This window comes from Microbacterium sp. MYb45, assembly GCF_002979655.1.
Classification (GTDB): Bacteria; Actinomycetota; Actinomycetes; order Actinomycetales; family Microbacteriaceae; genus Microbacterium.
This window is the reverse complement of record NZ_PCPG01000020.1, coordinates 14,661-38,233: the sequence shown is the minus strand read 5'-3', so window position 1 is coordinate 38,233 and position 23,573 is coordinate 14,661. Positions and strand designations below refer to the sequence as shown.

At 69.0% G+C, this 23,573-nt stretch carries 24 protein-coding genes; 19 read left to right on the top strand and 5 right to left on the bottom strand.

The genetic code is table 11. The annotated features are described in order from the left end of the window. The first annotated feature begins 46 nt into the window (after positions 1 to 46). From CQ034_RS18970 to CQ034_RS18945, 6 genes are read left to right on the top strand one after another with little or no spacing between them, the layout of a single operon-like run. Positions 47 to 757, top strand: a complete 711-nt coding sequence (locus CQ034_RS18970; protein WP_105712322.1) for an HAD family hydrolase — start codon at positions 47 to 49, stop codon at positions 755 to 757. Beyond that, positions 750 to 1,760 carry a phosphate/phosphite/phosphonate ABC transporter substrate-binding protein gene (gene phnD / locus CQ034_RS18965; RefSeq protein ID WP_105712321.1) on the top strand — a complete coding sequence of 337 codons (1,011 nt, stop codon included), beginning with the start codon at positions 750 to 752 and terminating at the stop codon, positions 1,758 to 1,760. The genes CQ034_RS18970 and phnD overlap by 8 nt, the downstream gene beginning before the upstream one ends. A 17-nt stretch (positions 1,761 to 1,777) precedes the next feature. Further along, entirely contained in the window at positions 1,778 to 2,602 is an 825-nt protein-coding gene (gene phnC, locus CQ034_RS18960) for a phosphonate ABC transporter ATP-binding protein (RefSeq protein ID WP_029262401.1), read from the top strand. Continuing rightward, positions 2,599 to 3,408, top strand: a complete 810-nt coding sequence (phnE, locus tag CQ034_RS18955; RefSeq protein WP_105712320.1) for a phosphonate ABC transporter, permease protein PhnE — start codon at positions 2,599 to 2,601, stop codon at positions 3,406 to 3,408. Before phnC ends, phnE (CQ034_RS18955) begins: the two co-directional genes overlap by 4 nt. Further along, complete coding sequence (phnE, locus tag CQ034_RS18950) at positions 3,405 to 4,277, top strand: phosphonate ABC transporter, permease protein PhnE (protein WP_105712319.1); 873 nt, start codon at positions 3,405 to 3,407, stop codon at positions 4,275 to 4,277. The genes phnE (CQ034_RS18955) and phnE (CQ034_RS18950) overlap by 4 nt, the downstream gene beginning before the upstream one ends. Continuing rightward, positions 4,258 to 5,118, top strand: a complete 861-nt coding sequence (locus CQ034_RS18945) for a MurR/RpiR family transcriptional regulator (RefSeq protein ID WP_105712318.1) — start codon at positions 4,258 to 4,260, stop codon at positions 5,116 to 5,118. The genes phnE (CQ034_RS18950) and CQ034_RS18945 overlap by 20 nt, the downstream gene beginning before the upstream one ends. Here the strand turns inward: CQ034_RS18945 and CQ034_RS18940 are convergent, their stop codons facing one another. Beyond that, positions 5,119 to 5,709 (bottom strand): small multidrug efflux protein, encoded by a 591-nt coding sequence (locus CQ034_RS18940; protein ID WP_105712317.1) that lies wholly within the window; start codon positions 5,707 to 5,709, stop codon positions 5,119 to 5,121. It abuts the gene before it with no gap. Positions 5,710 to 5,911: 202 nt separating this feature from the next. On the opposite strand from CQ034_RS18940, the gene CQ034_RS18935 reads away from it, so the two are divergent. From CQ034_RS18935 to CQ034_RS18920, 5 genes are read left to right on the top strand one after another with little or no spacing between them, the layout of a single operon-like run. Continuing rightward, entirely contained in the window at positions 5,912 to 6,715 is an 804-nt protein-coding gene (locus CQ034_RS18935) for a MerR family transcriptional regulator (RefSeq protein ID WP_105712316.1), read from the top strand. After that, entirely contained in the window at positions 6,712 to 7,434 is a 723-nt protein-coding gene (locus tag CQ034_RS18930; RefSeq protein ID WP_258134282.1) for a GPP34 family phosphoprotein, read from the top strand. The genes CQ034_RS18935 and CQ034_RS18930 overlap by 4 nt, the downstream gene beginning before the upstream one ends. A gap of 25 nt (positions 7,435 to 7,459) precedes the next feature. Further along, on the top strand, positions 7,460 to 7,582 hold the full coding sequence (locus CQ034_RS19850; protein ID WP_219860820.1) for a CGNR zinc finger domain-containing protein: 123 nt from the start codon (positions 7,460 to 7,462) through the stop codon (positions 7,580 to 7,582). A 10-nt stretch (positions 7,583 to 7,592) separates the two neighbouring features. Next, complete coding sequence (locus CQ034_RS18925) at positions 7,593 to 8,051, top strand: DUF1772 domain-containing protein (protein WP_105712314.1); 459 nt, start codon at positions 7,593 to 7,595, stop codon at positions 8,049 to 8,051. A gap of 58 nt (positions 8,052 to 8,109) precedes the next feature. Continuing rightward, positions 8,110 to 9,342: an ATP-binding protein gene (locus CQ034_RS18920; RefSeq protein WP_105712313.1), complete on the top strand. Its 1,233-nt coding sequence runs from the start codon at positions 8,110 to 8,112 to the stop codon at positions 9,340 to 9,342. 14 nt (positions 9,343 to 9,356) lie between these two features. Here CQ034_RS18920 and CQ034_RS18915 read toward each other — a convergent pair whose 3' ends face one another. Genes CQ034_RS18915 through CQ034_RS18905 form a run of 4 tightly spaced genes read right to left on the bottom strand, consistent with a single transcriptional unit; the run spans position 9,357 to position 13,337 of the window. Then, a complete protein-coding gene (locus CQ034_RS18915; protein ID WP_029262391.1) occupies positions 9,357 to 9,722 on the bottom strand; it encodes a cupin domain-containing protein in 366 nt (121 codons plus the stop codon). 43 nt (positions 9,723 to 9,765) lie between these two features. Next, positions 9,766 to 11,160 (bottom strand): S10 family peptidase, encoded by a 1,395-nt coding sequence (locus tag CQ034_RS18910; protein ID WP_181156383.1) that lies wholly within the window; start codon positions 11,158 to 11,160, stop codon positions 9,766 to 9,768. Further along, positions 11,157 to 12,590 carry a hypothetical protein gene (locus CQ034_RS19495; protein ID WP_146114890.1) on the bottom strand — a complete coding sequence of 478 codons (1,434 nt, stop codon included), beginning with the start codon at positions 12,588 to 12,590 and terminating at the stop codon, positions 11,157 to 11,159. Before CQ034_RS19495 ends, CQ034_RS18910 begins: the two co-directional genes overlap by 4 nt. A gap of 6 nt (positions 12,591 to 12,596) precedes the next feature. After that, entirely contained in the window at positions 12,597 to 13,337 is a 741-nt protein-coding gene (locus CQ034_RS18905; protein ID WP_091029785.1) for a transcriptional regulator, read from the bottom strand. Positions 13,338 to 13,572: 235 nt separating this feature from the next. On the opposite strand from CQ034_RS18905, the gene CQ034_RS18900 reads away from it, so the two are divergent. From CQ034_RS18900 to CQ034_RS18865, 8 genes are read left to right on the top strand one after another with little or no spacing between them, the layout of a single operon-like run. Continuing rightward, positions 13,573 to 15,177 carry an ABC transporter substrate-binding protein gene (locus CQ034_RS18900; protein WP_146114889.1) on the top strand — a complete coding sequence of 535 codons (1,605 nt, stop codon included), beginning with the start codon at positions 13,573 to 13,575 and terminating at the stop codon, positions 15,175 to 15,177. Between the two features lie 19 nt (positions 15,178 to 15,196). Then, positions 15,197 to 16,207, top strand: coding sequence for an ABC transporter permease (locus CQ034_RS18895; RefSeq protein ID WP_105712310.1), 1,011 nt, complete (start codon positions 15,197 to 15,199; stop codon positions 16,205 to 16,207). Continuing rightward, on the top strand, positions 16,207 to 18,099 hold the full coding sequence (locus tag CQ034_RS18890) for a dipeptide/oligopeptide/nickel ABC transporter permease/ATP-binding protein (RefSeq protein WP_105712309.1): 1,893 nt from the start codon (positions 16,207 to 16,209) through the stop codon (positions 18,097 to 18,099). The genes CQ034_RS18895 and CQ034_RS18890 overlap by 1 nt, the downstream gene beginning before the upstream one ends. After that, a complete protein-coding gene (locus tag CQ034_RS18885) occupies positions 18,096 to 18,890 on the top strand; it encodes an ABC transporter ATP-binding protein (RefSeq protein ID WP_105712308.1) in 795 nt (264 codons plus the stop codon). The genes CQ034_RS18890 and CQ034_RS18885 overlap by 4 nt, the downstream gene beginning before the upstream one ends. After that, positions 18,887 to 19,975, top strand: a complete 1,089-nt coding sequence (locus CQ034_RS18880; RefSeq protein ID WP_105712307.1) for an aminotransferase class V-fold PLP-dependent enzyme — start codon at positions 18,887 to 18,889, stop codon at positions 19,973 to 19,975. The genes CQ034_RS18885 and CQ034_RS18880 overlap by 4 nt, the downstream gene beginning before the upstream one ends. Continuing rightward, positions 19,972 to 20,361: a RidA family protein gene (locus CQ034_RS18875; protein WP_105712306.1), complete on the top strand. Its 390-nt coding sequence runs from the start codon at positions 19,972 to 19,974 to the stop codon at positions 20,359 to 20,361. The genes CQ034_RS18880 and CQ034_RS18875 overlap by 4 nt, the downstream gene beginning before the upstream one ends. After that, entirely contained in the window at positions 20,358 to 21,968 is a 1,611-nt protein-coding gene (locus tag CQ034_RS18870) for a hypothetical protein (RefSeq protein WP_146114888.1), read from the top strand. The genes CQ034_RS18875 and CQ034_RS18870 overlap by 4 nt, the downstream gene beginning before the upstream one ends. Then, positions 21,965 to 23,569: a hypothetical protein gene (locus CQ034_RS18865; protein ID WP_105712304.1), complete on the top strand. Its 1,605-nt coding sequence runs from the start codon at positions 21,965 to 21,967 to the stop codon at positions 23,567 to 23,569. Before CQ034_RS18870 ends, CQ034_RS18865 begins: the two co-directional genes overlap by 4 nt. Positions 23,570 to 23,573: the final 4 nt, after the last annotated feature.

Genomic DNA, 23,573 nt, shown 5'->3' with positions numbered 1-23,573 from the left:
CGACTGCAACTATGGACGCATCGTCCCGATCCTGACCAGGAGAACCGTGCTCCCCACTATCGTCCTCGACTTCGACGGCACCATCGCGCTCGGCGCGGGACCGCTCGAAGCCTTCGCCCGCGCCGTCGCCATCTCCGCCGACGACCCGACGTTCGCGGATCGCGCGATGTCCGACCTCGCCGCGTTCGAACGCGGCGACACCGACGCCCGCGATGGCTACGACGTGATCAGCACACTCGCGACCGGGCAGGGAGTGACCGCCGATGCGCTCGAGGCCGCCTACCAGTCGTCGCGGGCGCTGCTGGGCTCCGAGCATGCGGCGATCGCGCCACCGGCAGGGCTCGCCGACTTCCTGACCCGTGTCCACCCGCGGGTCCGGCTGGTGCTCGCGACCAATGCGCCCGGTGCCGGCATCCGCCCCGTCCTGGACGGGTGGGGCATCACCCCCCTGTTCGACGACCTGCACTTCACGGTCGGCAAGCCCTCGGGGCTCATCCCCATCATCCAGGCGGCGATCGCCGAAGGGCCGGTGCTCTCGGTCGGCGACATCTTCGAGTTCGACCTCGCACCGGCCGCCGCGCAGGGCGCAGCCACGGCGCTCGTCGGCGCCACCGCCGAACGCTCCCCGGCCGCCGTCACGATGCGCGGCCGGACCATCGCCGACCTGTACGGCGACATCGAAGCCTGGGCCGCGACTGCGGCGTCCAGTACCCCCCGCAGCACCACCCTCACCGAAAGGCACGATCCGAATGCGTAAGTCCTTGCTCACCACGGGCATCGCCGCCGTCGCCGTCCTGGCGCTCGCCGGCTGCAGCAGCAGCGCACCCGACGAGACGGCAGACGAGACGACCGAATGGCCGTCCTCCATCACCCTTTCGCTGGTCCCGTCGGTCGAGGGCGAAGACCTCGCCCAGGCCCTCGACCCGCTCACCACGTACCTGTCCGAGAACCTCGACATCGAGGTGAAGGGGGTCGTCGCCTCCGACTACGCCGCCACGGTCGAGGCCCTCGGCACCGACCAGGCGCAGGTCATCATCACCGACGCCGGATCGCTGTACAACGCGACCGAGCGCTACGACGCCGAGCTCATCCTCCGCGACGTGCGCTTCGGCGCCACCTCGTACGCCTCGGTGGCGTACACGAACAACCCCGACAAGTACTGCGAGGACGAGCCGGTCATGTCGACCTACGCGGCCAGCGGCATCGAGCTCTCCTACTGCAACGGCATCGAAGAGGCCGCCGCCGACGCGACCGGCTCCGGTCCCGCCGGCATCGAGGCGCTCGGTGAGATCTCCGACGGCACGAAGGTCGCCCTGCAGGCAGCCACGTCGCCGGCCGGTTACCAGTACCCCGTCGTCGCGATGCGCGAACAGGGCGTCGACACGGATGCCGGCATCACGCAGGTGCCCGTCGAAGGCAACAACAACGCGGTCCTCGCCGTGTACAACGGCGACGCCGAGGTCTCGTTCGCATACTGGGACGCCCGCACGACCGTGACCGAAGAGGCCCCGGACATCGCCGAGAAGGTCGTGGCCTTCGCCTACACGGAGATGATCCCCAACGGCGGCGTCGCGGTCACCTCGACACTTCCCGACGACCTCGTCGCGGAGCTCACCGAGCTGCTGGACGGCTACGCCGACTCGTCCGAAGAGGCCGCATCCGTGATGTTCGACCTCGTCGGACTCTCGGACTGGACCAGCGAGACCGCCGAGGACGAGATCACCCGCTACGGCGAGATCCTCGCCGAGTTCTCGAACTGACACGCAGAACTGAGAACATGCACACTGATCCGCAGCGCGCGGAGGCCGGAGCCCTGCTCCCGGCCTCCGCGTCGTGGTCGATCCGTCTCGACGACGTCTCGGTCACCTATCCCAACGGCACCCGCGCCCTCCGCGGTGTGTCCCTCGACATCGCCGCCGGCGAGATGGTCTCGGTGGTCGGCCTCTCCGGCTCGGGCAAGTCCACGCTGATCCGCACGATCAACGGTCTCGTGCCGGTGACGAGCGGTACAGTCACCGTCGGCCCGCATGCGGTCACCGGCATGCGCGGACGACGCCTGCGTGAGACCCGAGGGCACATCGGAATGATCTTCCAGGGGTTCAACCTCGCCGATCGGGCCAGCGTCTACCGCAACGTGCTGGTCGGTCGGTTCGCTCACACTGCGACCTGGCGGACCGTGCTCGGCCTGAGCACGGTGCAGGATCGCGAGCTCGCCCTGCGCGCACTCGACTCGGTCGGCATGCTCGAGAAGGTCTGGAACCGCGCCGGCCAGCTCTCCGGCGGCCAGAAGCAGCGCGTCGCGATCGCCCGGGCTCTGACGCAGCAGCCGAGCGTCATGCTCGCCGACGAGCCGGTCGCGAGCCTCGACCCGCCCACCGCGCACGCGGTCATGCACGACCTGCGCCGCGTCAACGTCGAGGAGCACCTCACCGTGCTCGTCAACATCCACCTGATGGACCTGGCACGTCAGTACACGACGCGGATGATCGGCCTGCGGGCCGGTGAGGTCGTCTACGACGGACCGGCAGCGGATGCCGCAGATCACGACTTCGAGCAGATCTACGGCCGTCCGATCCAGCCGAGGGATGTGCTCGGCGCATGACCACCGAAGCCCGCCCCCTCGTCGTGCCGCCCAAGCCGACATCGAGACTGCGCACCAGCCTCGTCGTCCTGGCGTTCGCCGCGTTCACCGTCGCCACCTGCCTCCCGGTGATCGGCGGCATCGAGCTGGACTTCGGGGCGCTCATCCGCAACTGGGACAACGGATCCGCGCTGCTCGTGCAGTTCCTGCAGCCGGACTTCTCGTTCCTGCCGCGCACGTTCGGGCCCATGCTCGAGACGCTCCAGATGGCCGTGGTCGGTGCAGCGGTGGCCGCCGCGGTCTCCGTGCCGCTGACGCTGTGGGCCGCTGCCCCGACCAACCCGAACAGTCCGACCCGCATCGCGGTGCGGACCGTCATCAACGTCATCCGCTCCGTCCCCGACCTCGTGTACGCGACCGTCCTGGTCGCGATGGTCGGCGTCGGCGCGCTGCCCGGCCTGCTCACCCTGCTCCTGTTCGACATCGGCATCATCGTCAAGCTCGTGTCGGAGGCGATCGACTCCACCGATCTGCCGGTCATCGAGGCCGGTCGCGCCACCGGCGGCGGCCAGACGCAGATCAACCGCAGCGTCGTGCTGCCGCAGACCTGGCCGCTCTTCGCGAACCAGTGGCTGTACACGCTCGAGCTCAACGTGCGCATCTCGGCGATCCTCGGCATCGTCGGCGCGGGCGGCATCGGCCGACTCCTCGACGAGCGGCGGGCGTTCTACGCCTACGACGACGTCGCGGTGATCGTGCTCGAGATCCTCGTCGTCGTGGTGCTGATCGAAGTGTTCTCGAACTTCCTGCGGAGGCGATTGGTATGACGCTCTCGACCACCGCACGGGGCATCGGGCTCGAGCTGCCCCGGCATCCGTCCCGTCTCGTCCCGACCGTCGTCGCCGTCATCGTCGGTGTCGTGGTCCTGGCCGCGGCGGCGGGGCTGCCGATCCCGTGGAACGACCTCGGCGCGCTGCCCGGACAGATCGCGCACTACCTGACGCTCATGTTCGCCGACCCCAACTGGGAGAAGCTGCCGCAGGCGCTGTTCGAGACGTGGCGGTCGATCTCGATGGCTTGGATCGGCGCGATCGGCTGCGTGATCGTGTCGATCCCGCTCGGCATGCTCGCCGCGAACAACGTCGGACCCGTCTGGGTGCGTCTGCCGCTGCGCGGACTGTTCGCCGTGATCCGCGCCGTGCCCGAAGTCATCATCGCGCTGCTGCTGCTCACCGTCACCGGGCTCACGCCGTTCACCGGTGCGCTGGCGCTGGCGATCGCCGGCATCGGCACGCAGGCCAAGTGGGTCTACGAGACGGTCGAGTCGGTGCAGGAGGGCGCTTCCGAGGCCGTCAAGGCTGCCGGTGGCAACACAGCGCAGGTGACGCGGTGGGCGCTCTGGCCCGCGGCGGCCCCGACGCTGCTGTCGTTCGCGCTCTACCGTTTCGAGATCAACATCCGCACCTCGGCGGTGCTCGGACTCGTCGGCGCGGGTGGGATCGGCAGCATGCTCGCGAACTACACGAACTTCCGCGAGTGGGATACGGTCGGGATGCTGCTGATCGTGGTCGTCATCGCGACGATGATGATGGATGCGGTCTCCGGTGCGATCCGCCGCCGGATCATGCGCGGCCCGCGGGTCAAGGCGATCGTGGAACCGAAGAAGGAGCGCGCCGATGTGGCAGGGACCCGCTGAGACGCCGCCGACGGCGCGCATCGCGATGCTGGCTCCGTCGATGCAGCCGAGCGAGCGTCGTGTGGCCGAGGCGATCGCCGCCGACGTCGACCTCTCGATCGAGCGTACGGCGCAGGAGATCGCGGATGCCGTCGAGGTCGGTCGCACGACCGTGGTGCGCACCGCCCAGACCCTCGGCTACGACGGTTACCCGCAGCTGCGGGTGGCGCTCGCGCGCGAGCGAGCGAGTTCGGCGCCATCGCAGGATGCCGCGGCCGATGCCACGATGCTCGGGGCGCTTCGTGGTGCGGTCGACCGCTTCGCGTCCCGCCTGGCGCACACCGTCTCCGCGGTCACCGAGGAGACCCTGGCGGCCTTCGTCGGCGAGCTCGACGGTGCGACGCGGCTCCTCGTCGCGGCCAACGGTCTCTCCGCGCCGGTCGGCGCCGATCTCTCGATGCGCCTGACCTCGGCCGGTCGACCCGCCGAGTACGTGGCGGACACCCTCGGCCAGCAGATCACCGCGTCGCAGCTCGGCGCCGGCTCGGCCTGCCTGGTCGTGTCCGGGTCGGGGGTGAATCGCGCATCGATCGACGTGATGACGGCCGCGCGGGCGAGCGGCGCCCGGGTGCTCGCGATCACGTCGTTCCCGCGCTCACCGGTCGCCGAGATGGCCGATGTGGCTCTGGTCGTCGCCCCGATCAACGACTCGTTCCGCGACGAGCTCCTCTACACCTCGCGCGCCGCGCTGATGCTCGTCACAGAGTCGGTCGTGGGTCTGCTGGTGAGCAGACGAGGGGCGAGCGCCACCGCGGCCCAGGTCGCGACGTTCTCCGTGCTCGGCCACTCCCTGTCGGAGTGATCACCATCCGAGGAGGGCGAGTGCGCCGGTTGCCGCGGCCGCGATGAGGCTGGTCCACAAGACGATCGCGACGACCTGCCACAGGATCACCCATCGCTTGCTCACCCCGGACGTGACGAAGAACGCCGCCGTCAGCATCGTGGGCAGGGCGAGCGGAGCCAGGATGCTCGCGCCGGGAACGCCGAAGCGCACCAGCCAGCGACCGAGCTTGGCCCGTCCCTTCGTCTTCCGTGACGGCTTCTCCGGATCCGCGTCGCTCGGCGACGTTCCGCCGGGAGCCGGTGCCGTGCCAGATCCGCCGACGAGGGAGGGCTCGAGGCGCATCGCCTCGGTGCGAGCTGCTTTCCGCGACACGACGCCCTCTCTCATGCGTGCACCGAGGAAGACCACTCCGATGACGCACAGGATGTTCCCTGTTGCGCCCGCGACGGCGGCGACGATCGGGTTGATCCCTGCGAGGATGCCGAGGCCGGCGGCGCCTTCGCCCTCGATGTAGGGGATCGCACCCGCCAGCATGACGAGAAGCGGCTGCAGGAATTCCGGCAGCTGGTCGATGGCGTTCTGCAGCCACTCGTACGGGTTGTCCACCATGGCGGTGTCTCTTTCTCTTCAGGCGCGGCCGGAAGCCGGCGCGGGGCATGGGAAGAAGTACAGACCCTGTTCCCCGCACAGGGTCAAGCGACCTCGGCAGATCGACGTCGGGTCTTGACCCTGTTCCGAGAACAGGGTCTTGAATGGTGCTGAGCGCCACGACCGAGACCCCGGCCCTGCGTGCCGACAGAAGGATGGACGGATGCCCTGGAGTACGAGTGAACTCGCCGAGCTCGCGGGGACGACCGTGAACACGGTGCGTCATTACCACCGCTCCGGCCTGCTCGAGGAACCGGAGCGGATGTCGAACGGCTACAAGCAGTACCGCGCTCGGCATCTCGTCCGGTTGCTGCAGATCCGGCGGCTTCGCGACCTCGGCGTCCCGTTGGCCCAGATCGAGTCCGTCGGCTCTGCGGGGGACACCACGAAAGAGGCGCTGCTTGCGATCGATGCCGACCTCGCCGCGAGCATCGAGCGGCTGCAGCGGGCACGGGCCGAGATCCGCGCCATCGTCGACGGAGCATCGACGACCGACCTGCCTGCCGGGTTCGAGGACGTCGCGGGGAGACTGTCGACCACCGAGCGGTCGCTCATGCTCGTCTACGAGCAGCTGTACGACACGGAGGCGATGGCGGATCTGCGCACGATGGTCGAGACGGAATCCGACGACGGCAGTGCAGAGTTCGAAGCGCTCACGGTGGAGGCGGATGACGAGACGCGTCAGCGCGTGGCAGAGATGTTCGCGCCGGTGATCGCGCAGCACCTCACCGACTACCCGTGGCTCAGCGAGCCGACCGAGCATCTGTCGAAGGGCCCGCGCGTCACGGCGCAGGCTTTCCTGGAGACCGTCGGTGGGCTGTACAACGAGGCGCAGCTCGACGTGCTCGGCCGGGCATCCGGGCTCGCCAGGGAGCAGGCGTTCGGGCCGAGCGCCGCACCGAGCGACGACGCTGCATCAGACGACGCTGCACTCGCCGATGCCGCACCCGAAGAAGGAGAGAGATGATGACGGACCAGCCCGACGCCCGCTCCACGAACGATTCGCCCGACCCGCACCTCGGTGAGCCCCTGCTCGTCGAAGACGTGCTGCTTCTGCTCTTCCAGCCCGATTCGGGCTCGATCGCCGGGGAGAACATCCTCTTCTACGTGCTCGGCGGCGCTGCTCTGGGCGACCTGGCGCTGCAGGAGCGGATCGAGATGCGCAACGAGGGAGCGCTCACGAGCCGCATCCACGCGCTCGACGCTCAGTCCGCGCCCGACGAGCTGCTCGCGCCCGGGCTCGAGTACATCGAACGGAAGCCGCGCGATGCGCAGACGGTGCTCGCGGCGATCGGCCCGAACCTGCGTGCACCGGTCCTCGACCGCCTCGTGGAGCGCGGCGACCTCACGAGAGAACAGGGCAGATCGCTCGGAATCTTCCCGACGACGAAGCTCGCCCTGGGAAGCGACCGACGTGCCGTGTTGATCGAGCGGGTGCGCTCCGTGCTGACCGACGGCGAGACGCCCGACATCCGCACCGCCGCGAGCATCGCCCTCCTGTCCGCGAGCGGAACCCTGCCGCAGTTCCACAGAGAGATCCCCTGGAGCGGCGACGTCTACACGCGCGCCAAGGCGATCGAGCGCGGCGACTGGGGTGCCGCGGCCGCGGCTGAGGCCGTGGCCCGCACGATGAGCGCGGTGCTCACGAACGCGCTCATCGCGGCCCTCGCCCTCCCCAAGAACTGACAGGGCACACCAGTTCCCGCGGGAGCTGAAGGCGCTCTTCAATCCATCCGGCCGTCGGCGCTGGTGCCCGGCCCCGGCATGCGCGTCACGCGGCCGGGTGCGCGCTCATCGTGCGGCCGCGGGTCACACGCCGCCGCGCGGTGTGTAGATTGCAGGACGTGGACCTCTCCGACATCCTCGCCGCCCTCGGTCTCGTTCTTCTCGCGCTCGGAGGCGGAACGTTCTGGTCGTTCTCGACGGGGGTGATGCCGGGGCTGGGGCGTACCGACGACGAGACCTTCGTCTCGTCGATGAGGTCGATCAACCGCGCTGTCGTGAACCCGCTGTTCCTGCTGCCGATCTTCCTGCCGCCGGTCCCGCTCGTGTGGGCGGGGCTCCTCGATCTGGACGACGCGCGCGGATGGATGCTCGTCGCGTCGGGCGTCGTCTTCTTCGTCGGGGTGATCGTCGTCACGGGCGCCGGCAACGTCCCGTTGAACAACGCCCTGGATGGCTCCACGTCGTCATCGACGGCTGCGCGCGCGGCGTTCGAACGGCGCTGGAACGTGCTGAACGGCGTGCGCTCCGTCGCGTCGGTCGTGGCGATCGTGCTCGCGGTGCTGGCACTCGTGGTCTGAGCGACCCGTTGGGCTGATAACCTTATCAAGGCTGCGGCATGTTGATAATGTTATCAACATGCGTGATGCACTCGACAACCCCTTCAGCCCTGGCTCTGACACCATCCCCGAGGTGTGGGCAGGACGCACCGCGCAGTTGAGTGACTGGCGCGACGTTGTGCGTCCTCGCCGCCTCGCGGGTCTACCGGAGCGCGGCAGAACGATCCTCGGGGAGCCGGGGCTCGGGAAATCGACGCTCGTGCGACGCATCGCCCAGGAGGCATCGCGTGCCGGCGACTGGGTCACCCCGCAGCTGCGCATCCCCACCGGAGCTGACCCCTTGAAGCTCGTCGCCGGAGCCGTGCTGAAGCTCGCGACCGACGCCGGACTCTCCGCGTCGCGTGAGAAGCGCATCGGCGATGCCATCGCACGCGTGCAGGCCGTCGCCGTCTCCGGCATCTCCCTCACGCTTCGCGGTGTCGACGGGCCCGAGCCCTTCACGGCTCTCACCGAACTGCTGATCGAAGTCGGTCTCGCCGCGATCGCCAACGGCCGTGTCATGGCGCTGATCCATATCGATGAGGTGCAGAACATCACCGATGAAAAGGCGCTTTCCCAGCTGCTCATCGCGCTCGGAGACGCCCTCACGCACGAGGTCGAGGTCACCGTGCCCGGTGGTGCACGCGTCAGCCGCTCGTTGCCGATCGCCGTCTACCTCACCGGCCTCCCGGATTTCGAAGACATGGCTGGCGCCCGCATGGGGGCGACCTTCGCCCGCCGTTTCAAGACCACCACTCTGTCGGCCATCGACGACGAGGATCTCGCCCAAGCGCTTCAGGAGTTCGTCCTCGAGGGGTGGGCAGTTCCCGACGGCGCCGGCGGTTCCACTCGCGTGCGGATGGACCCCGACGCGGCAGCGCTCATCGTCGACGTCTGCCGCGGAGAGCCGTTCCTGTTCCAGCTTGCCGGTGAGCAGTCCTGGTACGCAGATTCCACTCCGACGATCACCGCAGACCAGGTCCGCCGCGGCTGGCAGGGCGCCCAACGGGAAGCGACCGCGCACGTGGAACGGATCCTCGAACGACTCCCCGCCCGAGAGCGCCAGTTCCTCCAGGTGATGTCAGCGCTGCCTGCCCCGGAGCGCACAGCCACCCGCATCGCCGAGGCGATGGGGTTCTCGAAAGTGACCGAGGTGGGCCCCACAGCCCAACGCCTGGACACCGTGCGCGGCGTCATCGACAGGGGCAAGCCCTACAGCTTCCGGCACCGCGCCGTCGAGGCCTACCTGACCAGCGAGTGGCCGAGGGTCTGAGCGACGGACAGATCTCAGTCGAATTCGTGCAAGTCTGAGGTCATGTCGCCGCCGGCGTCTCCGGTGTTCACCGTGCCCTTCGGCTCGAACAGGATCGCGTGCACCTCGTCGGTCGCCTTCGGGCAGTGCTCGACTCCGCGCGGCACGACGAACACGTCATTCGGGTTCAGTACGACATCGCGGTCGCGGAGCTGGATCGTCAGCTGACCGCTGACGACCATGAACAGCTCATCGGTGTCGGGGTGGGTGTGCCAGACGAACTCGCCCTGGAGCTTGACCACCTTGACGTCGTAGTCGTTGATGCTGGTGAGCCGATGCGGCTGCCAGTGCTCGTCGATCGTGGAGAGGGCTTCGAGCACATTGCGAACATCATCTGCCATACGCCTCAGCGTAGCCGCGGCGTCATCGTCGGGATCCATCGAGCTAGGGCGCAGCGCCCGCGCCGACGAACCCCCGAATGTCCGTGGCCAGCGCGACCCGGGGTGCCTCTCCGAGATAGGGCATGTGGCCGGATCCGTAGACCTTCAGGTGTACGCGCGAGCGATCGAACCGGAAGCGGGTGAAGGTGAACTCGGTCGCCGCCCTGGTCGTGACGAGGTCGTACTCGCCCACGCCGATCATCAGCTCGAAGCGCTCGTCGCGACGCACCGCCTCGGTGAAGTCGCCGAAGCAGTTGCTGTGGGGTGAGTCGTGCCCGTCCCAGTCCCAACCGCCCATCGCGAGACGGAAGTCGATGGCACGGTACTCGTCGTCGCTCGCGTATCCGAGTTCCTCGCGCAGATAGTGCTGGATCGCTCCGGTGAACTGCGGAGCGTATGCGCCCATCGCCGGGTCGTCGGCGACAGGGTCGGAGCCGGCGCCGTCGGCGGCGAGCGTGTAGCGGCTGTCGTACATTCCGAGCTGGCGACCCTGCTCACGCAACGCGAGCCGGGCGAAGGCATCCGGGGTGATCCGCAGATCGTGCTCGATGAGCACCGGCGCGGGGAGTCCGAGCAGCCCGCCCATGCGCGCCGCGAGGGCCTCCCGCTCCGCATCCTCCAGCTGCGTTCCCGCGACGAGCGCCGGGAGCAGTTCAGTGCGGGCGAAATCCGAGACGTCGTCATCGGAGAGGTCGGAGACGGCACCGTGGTGGCGCGCGGTGTGCACGAGCGTGGGGAACTCCAAGGCCGCGCGCACATCTCCGTTCCAGGCGGGTTCGCCGAGTCCGAATGCCGGCCCGAGCACGATCGCGCCGTTCAGCGAGGTCGCCCTCGTGGTGCCTCCGCGCATCGGGCCGCCGTTCGCGAGACGCGACATGCGCGCCGCGCGATGCGTGCCGTAGCTCTCACCCATCACGAAGCGCGGCGACTGCTCCCGGCCGTTCCGCCGCACCCACCGGCCGATGAACTCCAGAGTCGCGCGGGCATCCTGCTCCACACCGTGGAAACGTTCGCGATCGGCATCCGGGTGGATCCTGCTGTAACCGGTGCCGGGCGGATCGATGAACACGAGGTCGGCGACATCGAGCGGAGAGTCCGCGTTGTCGACGAGGGCGAACGGCGGAGCCATGCGCGGATGCAGCGTGTCGGCGTCGGCCACCCGCCGAGGGCCGAGGCCCAGGTGCAGCCACACCGATGACGAGCCGGGGCCGCCGTTGAACGCGAACAGCACGGGGCGCACGGCACGTTCGTCGTCGGTCAGATCGGTGCGGATGTACTCGGCGAAGACGTAGCGCGCACCGGGGCCGTCTTCGCCGTCGGAGACGTCGATCTCCCCGACGGTGCCGCGGTACTCGATCTCGGCGCCGCCGATGCGCGCCTTCCGGACCGGGGCGGTCACTCGTGGCCGCCCGTCACGAAGTCGCGCAGATCGGCGTTGAGCTTCACGATCGTGTCTCTCTCGCTGTACATCATGTGACCGCCGTCGTACCAGTGCGAGACCACGCGCTCCCGCGGCAGGTCCCACTGACGAAGCAGATGATCCGCCGAGCCGATGGTGGTGAGGGAGTCGTAGATCCCGGTGCCGATGAACAGGCGCCCGGTCGGCATCTGCTTCATCCACCGGCTCAGACGGGCCGGGTACGGGTAGGTGTGGAACGGCGACGGCTTGCCCATCGACATGAACAGGCCGCCGCCCTGATCCGCCCATTCCCATTCCCTGGCGGCGTTCGCGTCGTGGACGAGATAGGGGATGCCGGGGGTGTCGTCGAAGAGCTCCTCGAAGAGCTGCGCGAACGCCGCGGTGTAGCGAGGGGAGAGGTGCGTGCCGGCGGCGTCGAGTCCGAGCTCGCCGAAGCCGGGATCGGTCGCGGGGGAGGTGTAGCGGCTGTCGTTCACGCCGACCTCGACTCCGCGATCCCGGAGCAATCGCTTGCGGAAGTCGGTCTTGGAGATCCAGAGGCGGGACCGGACCAGTTCCTCCGCGGGGATCCCGATCATGCCGGACAGGCGAGCCGCCTCGGCCTGCAGCTCGGTGCCGGGCAGCGACGTCCCCTGCAGCATGGCGGTGGCGAGGTCGCCCCAGGCGTAGTCGAGCGCGGCCTGGATGGCATCCTCGACGGACTCATGCTCGCGCGATCCTGCTCCGTGGTACCAGGCGACCGCGGCCTTGTACGGCACGTTCGCCAGGGCGCCGGGCACGTTGCCCGGTCGTTCGGCCGTCTCTTGGATGTTGACTGCCTGGCCCAGCAGCGCGATGCCGTCCAACGGCACCGTCGACATGCCGTGTGTGCTCGACGCGAGGAACGCGGCCCGGTGGGTGCCGTAGCTCTCGCCGAGGAAGTACTTCGGAGAATCCCAGCGTCGATGCCGGCCCACCCACTCGGTGATGGCCCGGGCGAACGCCTCGGCATCGCCCTCCATGGAGAAGAAGGGAGCGAGGTCTGCGCCCTCCGCCACCGTGCCGAATCCCGTTCCCGGAGCGTCGATGAACACCAGATCCGCGGCATCGAGCAGCGACGACGGGCTCTCCTCGATGCCGTACGGAGCGCGGACACCCGACTCCAGGTCGGTGGGGATCTGTGCGCGGAACGGACCGATGCCGCTCAGGTGCAGGTAGCTGGACGCGGCGCCGGGGCCGCCGTTGGTCAGGAACAGCACGGGGCGACGCCGACGGCTGTCGGCGTCGGTCTCGGCGATGTACGAGAACGCCGACAGCGTGCCGACCTGGGTGCCGTCGGCCGTGCGCAGCGGGATCTGCTCGAGGCTCATCGCGTAGTCGATCGGGCGTCCGTTGCAGGTGGCGGAGCGGATGACGCGTCGTTCGTCCACGGATCCCTATTCCTCTTCGTTCGAGGCGTCCGCGGATTCCTCGATCTCGTTCAGATAGTTGTAGATGGTGTGGCGACCGACCCCGAGGTTCTGGGCGGCGATCGGCACGGCCTCGCGCATGGTGAAGAAGCCGCGATCGCGCAGCTGCCGGACCACCTCCACCTTGTGCCGCTTCTTCATAGCCTCGACCGGGATGCCGGTCTCGGTGACGGCCTCGGCGAGGATGCCCTGCGCGAGATCCTCGACGGAGGCGGGGAACTTCTCGGCGGTCATCGTCTCGGATCGCAGCGACGGATCGATGGTCGTGATGGCGCTCAGGCTGCGCAGCAGCTCCTGCGCGCGCACCACTTCGCTCACATCGGTGTTCAGGCACAGGCAGGCGACGGGTCGACCGCTGGCGGCATGGAAGAAGATGCTGGACGAGCGCATCGGCAACCCGTCGTTCGTCTCGGTCCGGTAGCCGATGAGGTGCTCGTTCCACCCCGAGGAGAACGTGCGCAGGCCCAGATCGGTGGCAGGCCCGCCGATGCCGCGCCCGGTGATGTTGCCGCCGATCGCGGCGATCGTGCCGGGCATCTTGGTGAGATCGTGCAGCAGCACCTCGGTGCGGGGAGCGAGCGCGCGGGCCAGCGGCACGATGATCGGACCCACGATGTCGACGATCGTGGCGGCATGCGCCCGCTCCTCATCGGTGAACGCGGGGATGCGCGACGTCGTGTCCGACGTCGGTGGTGCGGTATCCGTCATGGTCCCTCCACAGTTCTGGGTACCTGGAATTTGGCACAGATTGTAGAAATTTGCAATGAATTCTTGCCCGGCCCGGAGGGGAGTTAGATCCGCTCTCTCCCGGAATCACGGGGTATTCGGCCCAGTTATCACCGCCGTAACACAGTTGTTACATGAACGTTCTTCGTCATGGTGTTGAATAGCGCCCAACAAACTGTCGAAGGCGACGACGCTCGCCCCGAACCCTGGAGGACCCTTGCGCACTACCCCGAAGTCCCCGCGCCTCGTCCCCGCTGCGGTGGGGGCCGGTCTGGCCCTGGCAATGGCGCTCACCGCGTGCACCCCCGCCATCCCCGGCGAATCCGGCGGTGGTGGTGGTGACAGCTCGAAGCTCACCATGCTGCTCCCGGACACGGTCAACAGCATCGACCCGGCACTCGCGTTCAGCACCGGCGGACGCCAGGCCACCTGGCTCATCTACGAGGCGCTCGTCCGGGAAGACCCGAAGACCGGCGAGGCCATCCCCGGACTCGCGGAGTCGTGGGACTTCACGCCGTTGTCCGCCTCCTTCGTCATCAAGGAGGGCGCGATGTGCGCCGACGGCAGCGAGATCACCGCCGGCACCGTCGCCCGCAACTTCGAGCGGTGGAAGGACCCGGAGACCAACGCTCCGCTCGTGAACAACTTCTTCGGCTCCTCCGACTTCACCGTCGAGTACGACGACACCGCCCGCACGGTCGACGTCGCCCTCACGGTCGGCATGCCGTTCCTGGGTGCAGAGCCTTCGTTCACCCAGCTGGGGATCGTGTGCGACTCGGCGCTGGAAGACCCGTCGGTGCTCGCCACGGGCTCCGACGGCACTGGCCCCTACGTCGTCGACGAGTTCGTCACCGGCTCGCACATCACCCTCACCCGCAACGACGACTACGCCTGGGGCCCGGAAGGGTTCTCGGTCAAGGACCTCCCGAAGACCGTCGACCTGAACATCGTCGAAGACCTCAACACCCAGGTGAACCTGCTCCTGGGCGGCGACGCCGACACCGCGCTGCTGCAGGTCGATCAGCTCGCGCGGCTGGAGGGCGAGTCGGGCTTCACCGAGCAGGTGGCCGACACCGGCGTCACCATGATGATGTTCAACGAGCGCGACGGCTACCCCACGCAGGACGAAGCCGTGCGTCGTGCGCTCGCCCAGGCCCTCGATTTCGAGGAGCTCACCCAGGTGCAGACCCAGGGGCTCGGCTACGTGGCCGACTTCCTGCGCGCACCCTCGAACATCTGCGTCGACCAGAAGGCGATCGCCGACGTCATCCCCACCGGCGGCATCGAGGCGGCATCCGCCACGCTCGAAGACGCCGGGTACGCGAAGGGCGACGACGGGATCTACGCCAAGGACGGCGTGCCGCTGAGCGTGCAGCTGCTGCAGATGGAGTTCACCTCCGCCGCATCCGAGCTCGTCTCCAGCGCCTGGAAGGACCTCGGCGTGAAGGTCGAACTCGACAACCGCGGACCGGCTCAGGCCGTGGACGTGCTGTACTCCGGCACCGGATGGAGCGTCAGCTTCGTCTCCATGGGAGCGTCGCAGCCCACCGGCTTCCGTCCGTTCTTCGTCGGCCCGGCGGCTCCCGAGGGCCCGAACTTCGGTGCGATCAACAACCCCGTCTACGCGCAGAAGCAGGGCGAGGCGTCGCAGGTCGGCGGACTGGACTCCTGCCCGCTCTGGATCGAGGCCGAGGCATCCGTGGTCGAGCGCGCGGACTGGGTGCCCACCATCGCCGCCGACTCCCAGTGGGTGCTCGGGGAGGGCGTGAGCTTCTTCTCGAAGGGCGCCTTCGTCGATCCGCTCACCCTCCGCAAGAACTGATCGCAGGACAGACCGCGTGATGACCAGCACCGTCACCACCCCCTCCCGGGAGGACTCGTCGGAGTCCTCCCGGAAGGGGGCGCGATCGCCGTGGGTGGGCTTCATCGTCCGACGCACCGGATCGCTGATCCTGAGCCTCTGGCTGATCGCCACCCTCATCTTCTTCCTCTCCCGCGCCATCGGCGGGGATGCCGTGCGCGCCGCCGCGGGCGTCACCGCGACTCCGGAGTACGTCGCCGCCCGTCGTGCGGAGCTCGGCCTGGATGACCCGCTGCTGGAGCAGTACGGCCGGTTCATCGAGCGGATCGTCACCTTCGACTTCGGCGAATCGATCTCGACAGGCAACAGCGTGGCCGTCGAGATCGCCGCGCGACTGCCGTACACGGTGCAGCTCGGCCTCTACGCGTTCCTGCTGGCGATGCTCGTCTCGATCCCGCTCGGGATCTGGATGGCCGTGCGCACCGAGAACGGCCGCGGCGAGCGCACCAACGCCGCCTTCAACGCGATCTCCGGGTTCTTCGCCTCGATCCCCGACTTCCTCATCGCGATCTCCCTGGTGATGATCTTCGCGGTCGGTCTGCGCTGGCTGCCGGCCGCCGGGGGAGAGGGCGTGACCGCGTTCATCCTTCCGGTGCTCACGATGTCGCTCGGTCTCATCGCCGTGCTCAGCCGTCTGATGAAGGCCGAGACGACCCGGGTGCTGCGCGAGGACTACACGCGCACCGCCCGCGCCAACAACCTTCCTCCCCGCGTGGTGCTCTTCCGGCATGTGCTGCCCAACGTGATGACCGCCACGCTCACCTACTCGGGCATGATGCTGGCCTCGCTCATGGGCGGCGCGATCATCACCGAGACCGTATTCGGATGGCCGGGCATCGGCAACCTCTTCGTCAAGTCCATCGCCGTGTACGACTATCCGCTTCTGGAAGGTCTGGTGATCATCATCGCGACGTTCTCGCTCGTTGCCACCTTCATCGTCGATCTGATCCTCGCGAAGGTCGATCCCAAGTCTCTGATCCGGAGCAGCTGATGACCGAGTCCCTCACCACCACGCTCGGCACCAAGACGCCCCGACGACTGCTGCGGCGGGTGTTCCAGACGCCGGCGGGCCTGGTCGGGTTCGTCCTCGTCCTGTTCTGGGTGCTCGCCGCCCTCTTCGCTCCGTTCTTCCTCGAACCGCAGGCGAACGACTTCGACACCGCCAATCCGCTCGCCGGGCCCTCTCTCGAGCACTGGTTCGGCACCGACGCCCTGGGGCGCGACGTCCTGAGCCGTGTGCTCGTGGCGGCACGACTGACCTTCGCGCTCACCTTCGGTGCCGTCATCATCTCTCTCGTTCTGGGTGTGTTCATCGGGGTGCTCGCGGCCGTGCTCGGCAACGGTGCCCGCCAGGTGCTGTTCCAGCTGATCGCCGCGGCGACCGCGTTCCCCTCGATCATCCTCGCCCTGCTGCTGGCGACGATGCTCGGCCGCTCGGGAACCGCCGCGATGCTCGGTCTCGCGCTCGCCGGTGTGCCGTCGACCGCGCGACTGGTGGTCAACCTCACCGCCACCGTCGCGGGCGCCGACTTCGTCGGAAGTGCGCGCCTTCTCGGCGTGCCCAAGGGGCGACTGATGTGGCGCTACATCGTCCCCAACGTGGCCGAGCCGATCGTCACGCTCACCGTCGTGACCATGGGCGCGAGCCTGATGATGATGGCCGCCCTCTCGTTCCTCGGCATCGGAGTGCAGCCGCCCGAGTACGACTGGGGCGGGATGATCGCCGAGGCGATGAAGGACATCTACTCCACGCCCTGGACCACGATCGGACCTGCCGTGGCGATCGTCTCCGCCGGGATCGGCTTCAGCCTGCTCGGCGAGAAGCTCGCGGAGCTTCTCGACCCGCGGGGCGCGGTGATGACCCCGGGCCGGATGCTGCGCCGTCTCGCCCGCGACCGCGGCCGTGGTGGAGCACCCGCCGCCGAGATCGACGACGCACCGTCGTCGCAGGCCCCGAAGGGCGAGCTGCCGCAAGACGTGGTGCTCGGTGTGCAGAACCTGCGCGTCTTCACCGGCCACGGCGACGATCGGCGCGAGCTCGTGCGCGGGATCGACCTGGTCGTCCGCCGCGGTGAGCGCGTCGGCATCGTCGGAGAGTCCGGCTCCGGGAAGAGCCTCACCATCTCGGCGCTCGCCCACATGCTCCCCGGCCTGCTCGAAGCCGAGGTAGACGCGCACACCTTCCTCGGCACGGATCTGCGCGGGCTCAGCCGTTCACGCCTCCGCCGCATCATCGGCGCGAAGATGCCGATGATCTTCCAGGACCCGATGTCGTCGCTCAACCCGTCGCTCACGGTGGGTCGGCAGATGCGCGACAAGCTCGACGCTCACACCTCGTTGCGCGGTGCTGCGGCGAAGGCGCGCATGATCGAAGCGCTCGAGAACGTCGGCATCCCCGAGCCCGCGCGGCGCCTTCGGCAGCATCCGCACGAGCTGTCGGGCGGCCAGCGTCAGCGCGTCATGATCGCGATGGCCACGCTCGGCGATCCGCAGGTGATCCTCGCCGACGAGCCGACGACCGCGCTCGACGTGTCTGTGCAGGCGCAGGTCATCGACCTGCTGAAGAAGCTCAACGAAGAAGACGGGACGGCGCTGGTGATGGTCTCGCACGACCTGGCGCTGATCAGCCAGGTCTGCGAACGCGTGATCGTCATGTACGACGGTCGGATCGTCGAGGAGGGGCCCATGGCCGAGGTGATCGGTGACCCGCAGCATCCGTACACGAGGGCGCTGCTCGGCGCGGTACCCGATCTGTCGGGCGGCACCGCGCACGAGCTGACCACGATCGACGACTACTCGTGGAACACGGATGCCTACCGCGCCGCGCATCCGGTGCCGAGGCACACGGACTCCGCAGCGAGCGTCGCAGGAGGTGCACGATGAGCGGTCAGCTGATCGGCTCGGACATCCATGTCGTCTACGGGCGCGGGTCTACTCGGGTGCACGCCGTGCGCGGGGTGAGCGTCGCGGTCTCGACCGAGCGCTCGCTGGGCCTGGCCGGAGAATCCGGATCGGGCAAGTCGACGCTCGCCCGCGCCCTCGTGGGCATGAGCCGGCCCACCGACGGGCGCGTGGAATGGAACGGCGCCCGATTGGAGACGCTGCCCGCGCGCGGCGTGGGGTCTCGTCCCCGCATCGTGCAGATGGTGTTCCAGGACCCGATGTCGTCGCTGAACCCGCGCATGACCGTGGGCGATGCGATCCGCGAGGCGCTGCAGGTCAACGACATCCCGGGAGACCATCGCGCCGAGACGGTCCGGCTGCTGAACATCGTCGGTCTGAGTGCGACGGACGTCGAGAAGTATCCGTTCCAGTTCTCCGGCGGGCAGCGTCAGCGCGTGGCGATCGCCCGTGCGCTGGCCGTGCGACCCGAGGTGCTCGTCTGCGACGAGGCCACGAGCGCGCTCGACGTGAGCGTGCAGGCGTCGGTGCTGAACCTCCTTCGCGACATCCGCCGCGAGTCGGGTCTCGCGCTCGCCGTGGTGTCGCACAACCTCGATGTGCTGCGCTACCTCTGCGACGACATCGCCGTCATGCGGCAGGGCGTCGTCGTGGAGAACCGGCCGGCGGAAGACCTGTTCCGCGACCCGCACGATCCCTACACGCGGATGCTGCTCGACGCCGTGCCCCGGTTCTCGGTGACGCCGGGAATCGACCGGGGGACGGCCGCATGATCGACGAACGCGCCATCGCCGAGCACTTCCCTGATCGTCCGCGCGGGTACTTCGATCACGCGGCGGTGAGCACGGTCCCGGTCGAGGTGGAGTCGGCCGTCGCCGGGGTCGCGCGCGCTCTCGGTCGCGGGACGCGCGGTTCGTCGGACTGGCATGAGCTCACGGATGACGTGTCGGTGCTGCTGGCGGACGAGCTCGGGGTCGTGGCGACCGCGGTCTCGGTGCTGGCGAACACCGGCACGGCGATCAACTCCGTGGCCCGTGCGATCCCCTTCGTCGACGGCGACGAGGTCATCGTGCTCGCCGACGACTTCCCGAGCCCGCGGATGCCGTGGCGCACGATCCCCGGGCTCTCCGTCCAGGAGGTCGCCACCACCGCGCACGCCGACCGCACGACGGCGCTCATCGCGGCGATCAGCCCGGCCACGCGGGCGGTCTCGGTGACGCACGTGCACGCGACGACGGGTGATGCGCTCGACCTTGCTCGGCTGCACGACGCGTGCGTGTCTGCGGACGCGCTCCTGATCGTGGACGGGGCGCAGGCGGCCGGGCTGTTCCCCGGTGCCGCTCGCCACGCCGACGTCTACGTCGCCGCGTCGTACAAGTGGCTGCTGGCGGGATTCGGCGCCGCCGTGGTCGCGACCGGCGAGCGCTTCGACGACCGCGCGGTCCCGGGGCTCATCGGCTACATGAACGAGCCGTCCTCGCCGCGACTGGCCGTCGGCCACAGCAACCTGTTCGGCATGGCCGCGCTGCAGGCCGCGGCCCGCGTGCGGCAGGGGATCGGGCTCGAGGCCATCCGCGCGCACACCCTCTCGCTCACCCGGCGCATCGCCGAGGGAGCAGCCGAACTCGGCCTGCCACCCGCCGCGGCCGAGCCCGCATCGGGCATCGTCAGCCTCACGGTGGCGGATGCCCCGACACTGACCGACCGGCTGAAAGACCGCGGAATCACCACGACCGTCCGGGACGGCGCCCTGCGCGTCTCGCCGTACCTGACGACGACCCACGACGACGTCGACCTGCTGCTGTCTGCGCTGACAGAGCTCGCGCCGGCACACCATCCCCATGGAGGACACTCATGACCACGCGCGCCACCCTCGTGCCGCAGCCCAAAGGCCCCTACGCCACGACCAGGCGGGTCGGCGACGTGCTCTACCTGTCGGGCCAGGGATCGATCGACGTGGCAACGGGCGATGCCGTGCTCGACGACATCGGCGCGCAGACCCGCCGCACGCTCGAGAACGTCGAGGCGCTGCTGGCCTCGGAGGGATTCGCCCTCGAAGACCTGGCGCAGATCGTGTGCTTCCTCACCGACATGGACGAGTGGCCGGCCATGAACGAGGCGTATGCGGCGTACCTGAGCGATCGCGCCCACCCGGTGCGGACGGCAGTGGAGGTCTCCCGCCTGCCGTTCGGGATCAGCGTCGAGATGTCGTGCATCGCGCATCGACCGGCGGCTCGGGGATGAGCATGCCGCGGTTCGAGCTCGACCTCCGGCCCGTCGCGGACGGCGATGTGTGGACGGCGTTCGACGTGCACTACCTCGTCGACCTGCCCGCGGTGGCGGCGGGCGAGACGCTGCTCAGCATCCCGGAGGTCGTCGTCTCGATTCCGGCGACGCCCTACCGCACGGAGGATCTCGCCGTCTCCGACGACGCGGGGCCGCTGGTGCTCACGGAAGCCGAGCCCACGTCGGATTCCTCCGGTGTCTACCGTCACTGGGTCGCGGATCGCACGACGGAAGGCCGTGTCGAGGTCGCCTTCCGGGCGCCCGTGCGACCCCACGACGAACTCACTCCGGTGGGGCCGCTGTTCGACCTCCGGGCCGAAGAGCTCGGACTGTTCGGCGCCGGCCTGAACTTCCTGGTGCTTCCCGGCGACGTCTCGACCCCCGACGGTCCCGTCTTCGACTTCTCGCTCCGTTGGCTCCTGGACGAGGGCGTCCAGGCGGTGTCGAGCTACGGCACCGGCGATCGCTCGTGGAGCGGGCCGCTGCAGTCGGTCGCGTTCTGCTACTACGCCGCCGGCACCCCGCACCGCACTCCGGAGGGGTCAGGGGACTTCGGCATCCACTCCTACAACGACACCCCGTTCGATCTGGACGAGATCGGCGAGTACGTCGCGAGGCTGCACACCGAGTTCACCCGGTTCTTCGAGGACGAGGGGTCGAGCTACCACGTGCTCATCCGCAAGAACCTCGGGCAGGGGACGGGCGGTTCGGCGTTCCCCGGGTCCTTCGCGTTCGCGTTCTCAGCGGTCGGCGAGACCGAGACGGATCAGTTGCGGAGCCTCCTCGCACACGAGATGGCGCATAACTGGCCGACCCTGAACGACCACCACTCGGCGATCTCCTGGTACACCGAGGGCACCGCCGAGTACTACTCGCACGTACTCCCGCACCGCAGCGGCATGCTCTCGACCACGGCGCTCGCCGCGCAGCTCACCGACAGGTTCCAGCAGTACGACACCAACGCCCTGCGAGGGCTCGACAACGACGCGGCCTCCGCCGCGTACTGGGCCGATCCCCGCGCGCAGCGCATCCCCTACGGGCGCGGGCTCCGCTATCTGATCGCGACGGACGGCCGGGTCCGGCAGGCGACGGACGGCGAGAAGTCGCTCGACGACGTCGTGCTCGACATCCTCCGCGCGCAGCGTGCCGGCGAACAGGTCGGGGCCGCGGGTTGGGTGGAGCGGGTAGCGGCGTTCACGGGGGCTGACGCGCAACGCGACTTCGACGCCATGGCCGCAGGGACCCCCATCCCGCTTCCCGAGGTTCTCTTCGAGGGGATGCGAGCGGTCCCGGCGACGGCTGCGGAGTACGACCTCGGCTTCGACGTCGCCTCCTTCCGCAGCGACGGGCGGCGCGTGCAGGGTCTCCGTCCCGATTCCGCGGCCGCCCGTGCCGGGGTGCGCGACGGGGATGCGCTGGTCGATCTCGCACTGCCGTACCACGCATCCCGCTACAGCGACCGGCCGCTGTCGCTGCACGTCGTGCGCGACGGCGAGCCGCTCGACTTCGACTATCTGCCGGCCGGCGACCAGGTCGCCACGGTGCGCTGGGAGGCGCTCTCATGACTCTGCCCGTGTTCGATCTCGAGCTCACCCCGTTCCGCAGCGCCGAGGGATGGGCGGGCATCGACGCCCGCTATCGCGCCGAGTTCGGCCCCGTCGCCGCAGGGGAGGTGCTGCTCCGGCTCCCTGCCGTGATCGCCTCCGTCCCCGGCGCGGTATACCGAGTGGAAGACATCCGGGTGAGCGATTCCGCCGGCGCCGTCCCATTGACGGAGGTCGAGGGCACGTCGGATCCCATGAGCACCTACCGGCACTTCCTCGCCGCCCGCGACGTCGACGGCGTCGTGGAGGTCGCGGTGCGGGCCCCCGTGCGCGACGTGGATCTGCGCACACCGGTCGGGCCGCTGTTCGACCTGCGCCGCGAGCAGCTCGGACTGTTCGGCGCCGGCTGCACCTTCCTTCCCGTGCCGCTCAGTGCGGAGAGCGAGTTCGACTTCTCGCTGACCTGGCACCTCGACGATGGCGTGTCGGCGGTCTCGAGCCACGGCGCCGGCGATGAGGTGCGGCGCTGGTCGGGCGACATCGCATCGATCGAGCACTGCCTGTTCGGCGCCGGGACCCCGATCATCGCTCCGGACGGAGCGACGAACTTCGGCATCCACGCCTACAGCGACATGCCCTTCGACCTCGACGGCCTCAGCAGCTACCTGCGAGACATCCACACCACGATGAGCGCGTTTTTCGAAGAGGAGAATCCGCAGTATCACGTGCTCGTGCGCCGCAACCCCGACAAGGGCTCCGGCGGCACGTCCTTCCCGTCGTCGTTCGCGTTCGGCTACTCGCCGACGACCGAGGTCGACGAGGCGGATCTGCGCACTCTGCTCGCGCACGAGATGGTGCACAACTGGCCGCACCTCGACGAGGACTGGACCGTCGGATCCTGGTACAGCGAGGGGACGGCCGAGTTCTATTCGCTGGTGCTGCCCTGGCGAGCAGGGATACTCGACTCCGCGACCTTCGGCGAACAGCTCACCGACATGTACCGCCGGTACGACGCGAACCCGCGACGGCACCTGAGCTATGCGGCCGCGGCCGATCTGTTCTGGGCGGATCTGCGGGCGCAGACCATCCCCTATGGGCGGGGCATCCAGTACCTCGTGGCCGTCGATGCCCGTCTGCGGGCGGAGTCGGCCGGAGAGGTCTCGCTCGACGACATCGTCATCGACATCCAGCGGGCGCAGCGTCGCGGCGAGAAGGTGCTCGTGGAGGGCTGGCTGCAGCGGATCGAGAAGGTCATCGGCGAGCGGGCGCGCACCGACTACGACGCGATGGTGGCCGGCGAACCGATCGAACGACCGACGGAGCTCTTCCAAGGAGTGCTTCGCCCGGTTCCCGTTGTCGCCCCCGAGCATGACCTCGGCTTCGACATCGTGTCGTTCCAGGAGCCGCGGCGCATCACCGGTCTGGTCGCGGGGTCTGCGGCCGAACGCGCGGGACTCCGCGACGGCGACGAACTCGTCACGCGTCGCTTCTCGTACAGCGCGGCACGGGACGGATCCACGCCGCTCGATATCGTCATCGCGCGCGACGGCGAGGAGGTGACCGTGCGCTACGAGCCCCGAGGCGGCGACATCCGCACCACCGACTGGGTGGTGGACGGGTGAGGTC

What these genes read in the sequence shown, in the direction of transcription:
- CQ034_RS18865 (WP_105712304.1), top strand. Translation starts at nt 21,965, where the DNA reads ATGACTCTGCCCGTGTTCGATCTCGAGCTCACCCCGTTCCGCAGCGCC.
- CQ034_RS18880 (WP_105712307.1), top strand. Translation starts at nt 18,887, where the DNA reads ATGATCGACGAACGCGCCATCGCCGAGCACTTCCCTGATCGTCCGCGC.
- CQ034_RS18940 (WP_105712317.1), bottom strand. Translation starts at nt 5,709, where the DNA reads ATGGTGGACAACCCGTACGAGTGGCTGCAGAACGCCATCGACCAGCTG.
- phnD (WP_105712321.1), top strand. Translation starts at nt 750, where the DNA reads ATGCGTAAGTCCTTGCTCACCACGGGCATCGCCGCCGTCGCCGTCCTG.
- CQ034_RS18870 (WP_146114888.1), top strand. Translation starts at nt 20,358, where the DNA reads ATGAGCATGCCGCGGTTCGAGCTCGACCTCCGGCCCGTCGCGGACGGC.
- CQ034_RS18930 (WP_258134282.1), top strand. Translation starts at nt 6,712, where the DNA reads ATGATGACGGACCAGCCCGACGCCCGCTCCACGAACGATTCGCCCGAC.
- CQ034_RS18875 (WP_105712306.1), top strand. Translation starts at nt 19,972, where the DNA reads ATGACCACGCGCGCCACCCTCGTGCCGCAGCCCAAAGGCCCCTACGCC.
- CQ034_RS18915 (WP_029262391.1), bottom strand. Translation starts at nt 9,722, where the DNA reads ATGGCAGATGATGTTCGCAATGTGCTCGAAGCCCTCTCCACGATCGAC.
- CQ034_RS18885 (WP_105712308.1), top strand. Translation starts at nt 18,096, where the DNA reads ATGAGCGGTCAGCTGATCGGCTCGGACATCCATGTCGTCTACGGGCGC.
- phnE (WP_105712320.1), top strand. Translation starts at nt 2,599, where the DNA reads ATGACCACCGAAGCCCGCCCCCTCGTCGTGCCGCCCAAGCCGACATCG.
- CQ034_RS18895 (WP_105712310.1), top strand. Translation starts at nt 15,197, where the DNA reads ATGACCAGCACCGTCACCACCCCCTCCCGGGAGGACTCGTCGGAGTCC.
- CQ034_RS18905 (WP_091029785.1), bottom strand. Translation starts at nt 13,337, where the DNA reads ATGACGGATACCGCACCACCGACGTCGGACACGACGTCGCGCATCCCC.
- CQ034_RS18935 (WP_105712316.1), top strand. Translation starts at nt 5,912, where the DNA reads ATGCCCTGGAGTACGAGTGAACTCGCCGAGCTCGCGGGGACGACCGTG.
- phnC (WP_029262401.1), top strand. Translation starts at nt 1,778, where the DNA reads ATGCACACTGATCCGCAGCGCGCGGAGGCCGGAGCCCTGCTCCCGGCC.
- CQ034_RS18945 (WP_105712318.1), top strand. Translation starts at nt 4,258, where the DNA reads ATGTGGCAGGGACCCGCTGAGACGCCGCCGACGGCGCGCATCGCGATG.
- phnE (WP_105712319.1), top strand. Translation starts at nt 3,405, where the DNA reads ATGACGCTCTCGACCACCGCACGGGGCATCGGGCTCGAGCTGCCCCGG.
- CQ034_RS18920 (WP_105712313.1), top strand. Translation starts at nt 8,110, where the DNA reads ATGCGTGATGCACTCGACAACCCCTTCAGCCCTGGCTCTGACACCATC.
- CQ034_RS18890 (WP_105712309.1), top strand. Translation starts at nt 16,207, where the DNA reads ATGACCGAGTCCCTCACCACCACGCTCGGCACCAAGACGCCCCGACGA.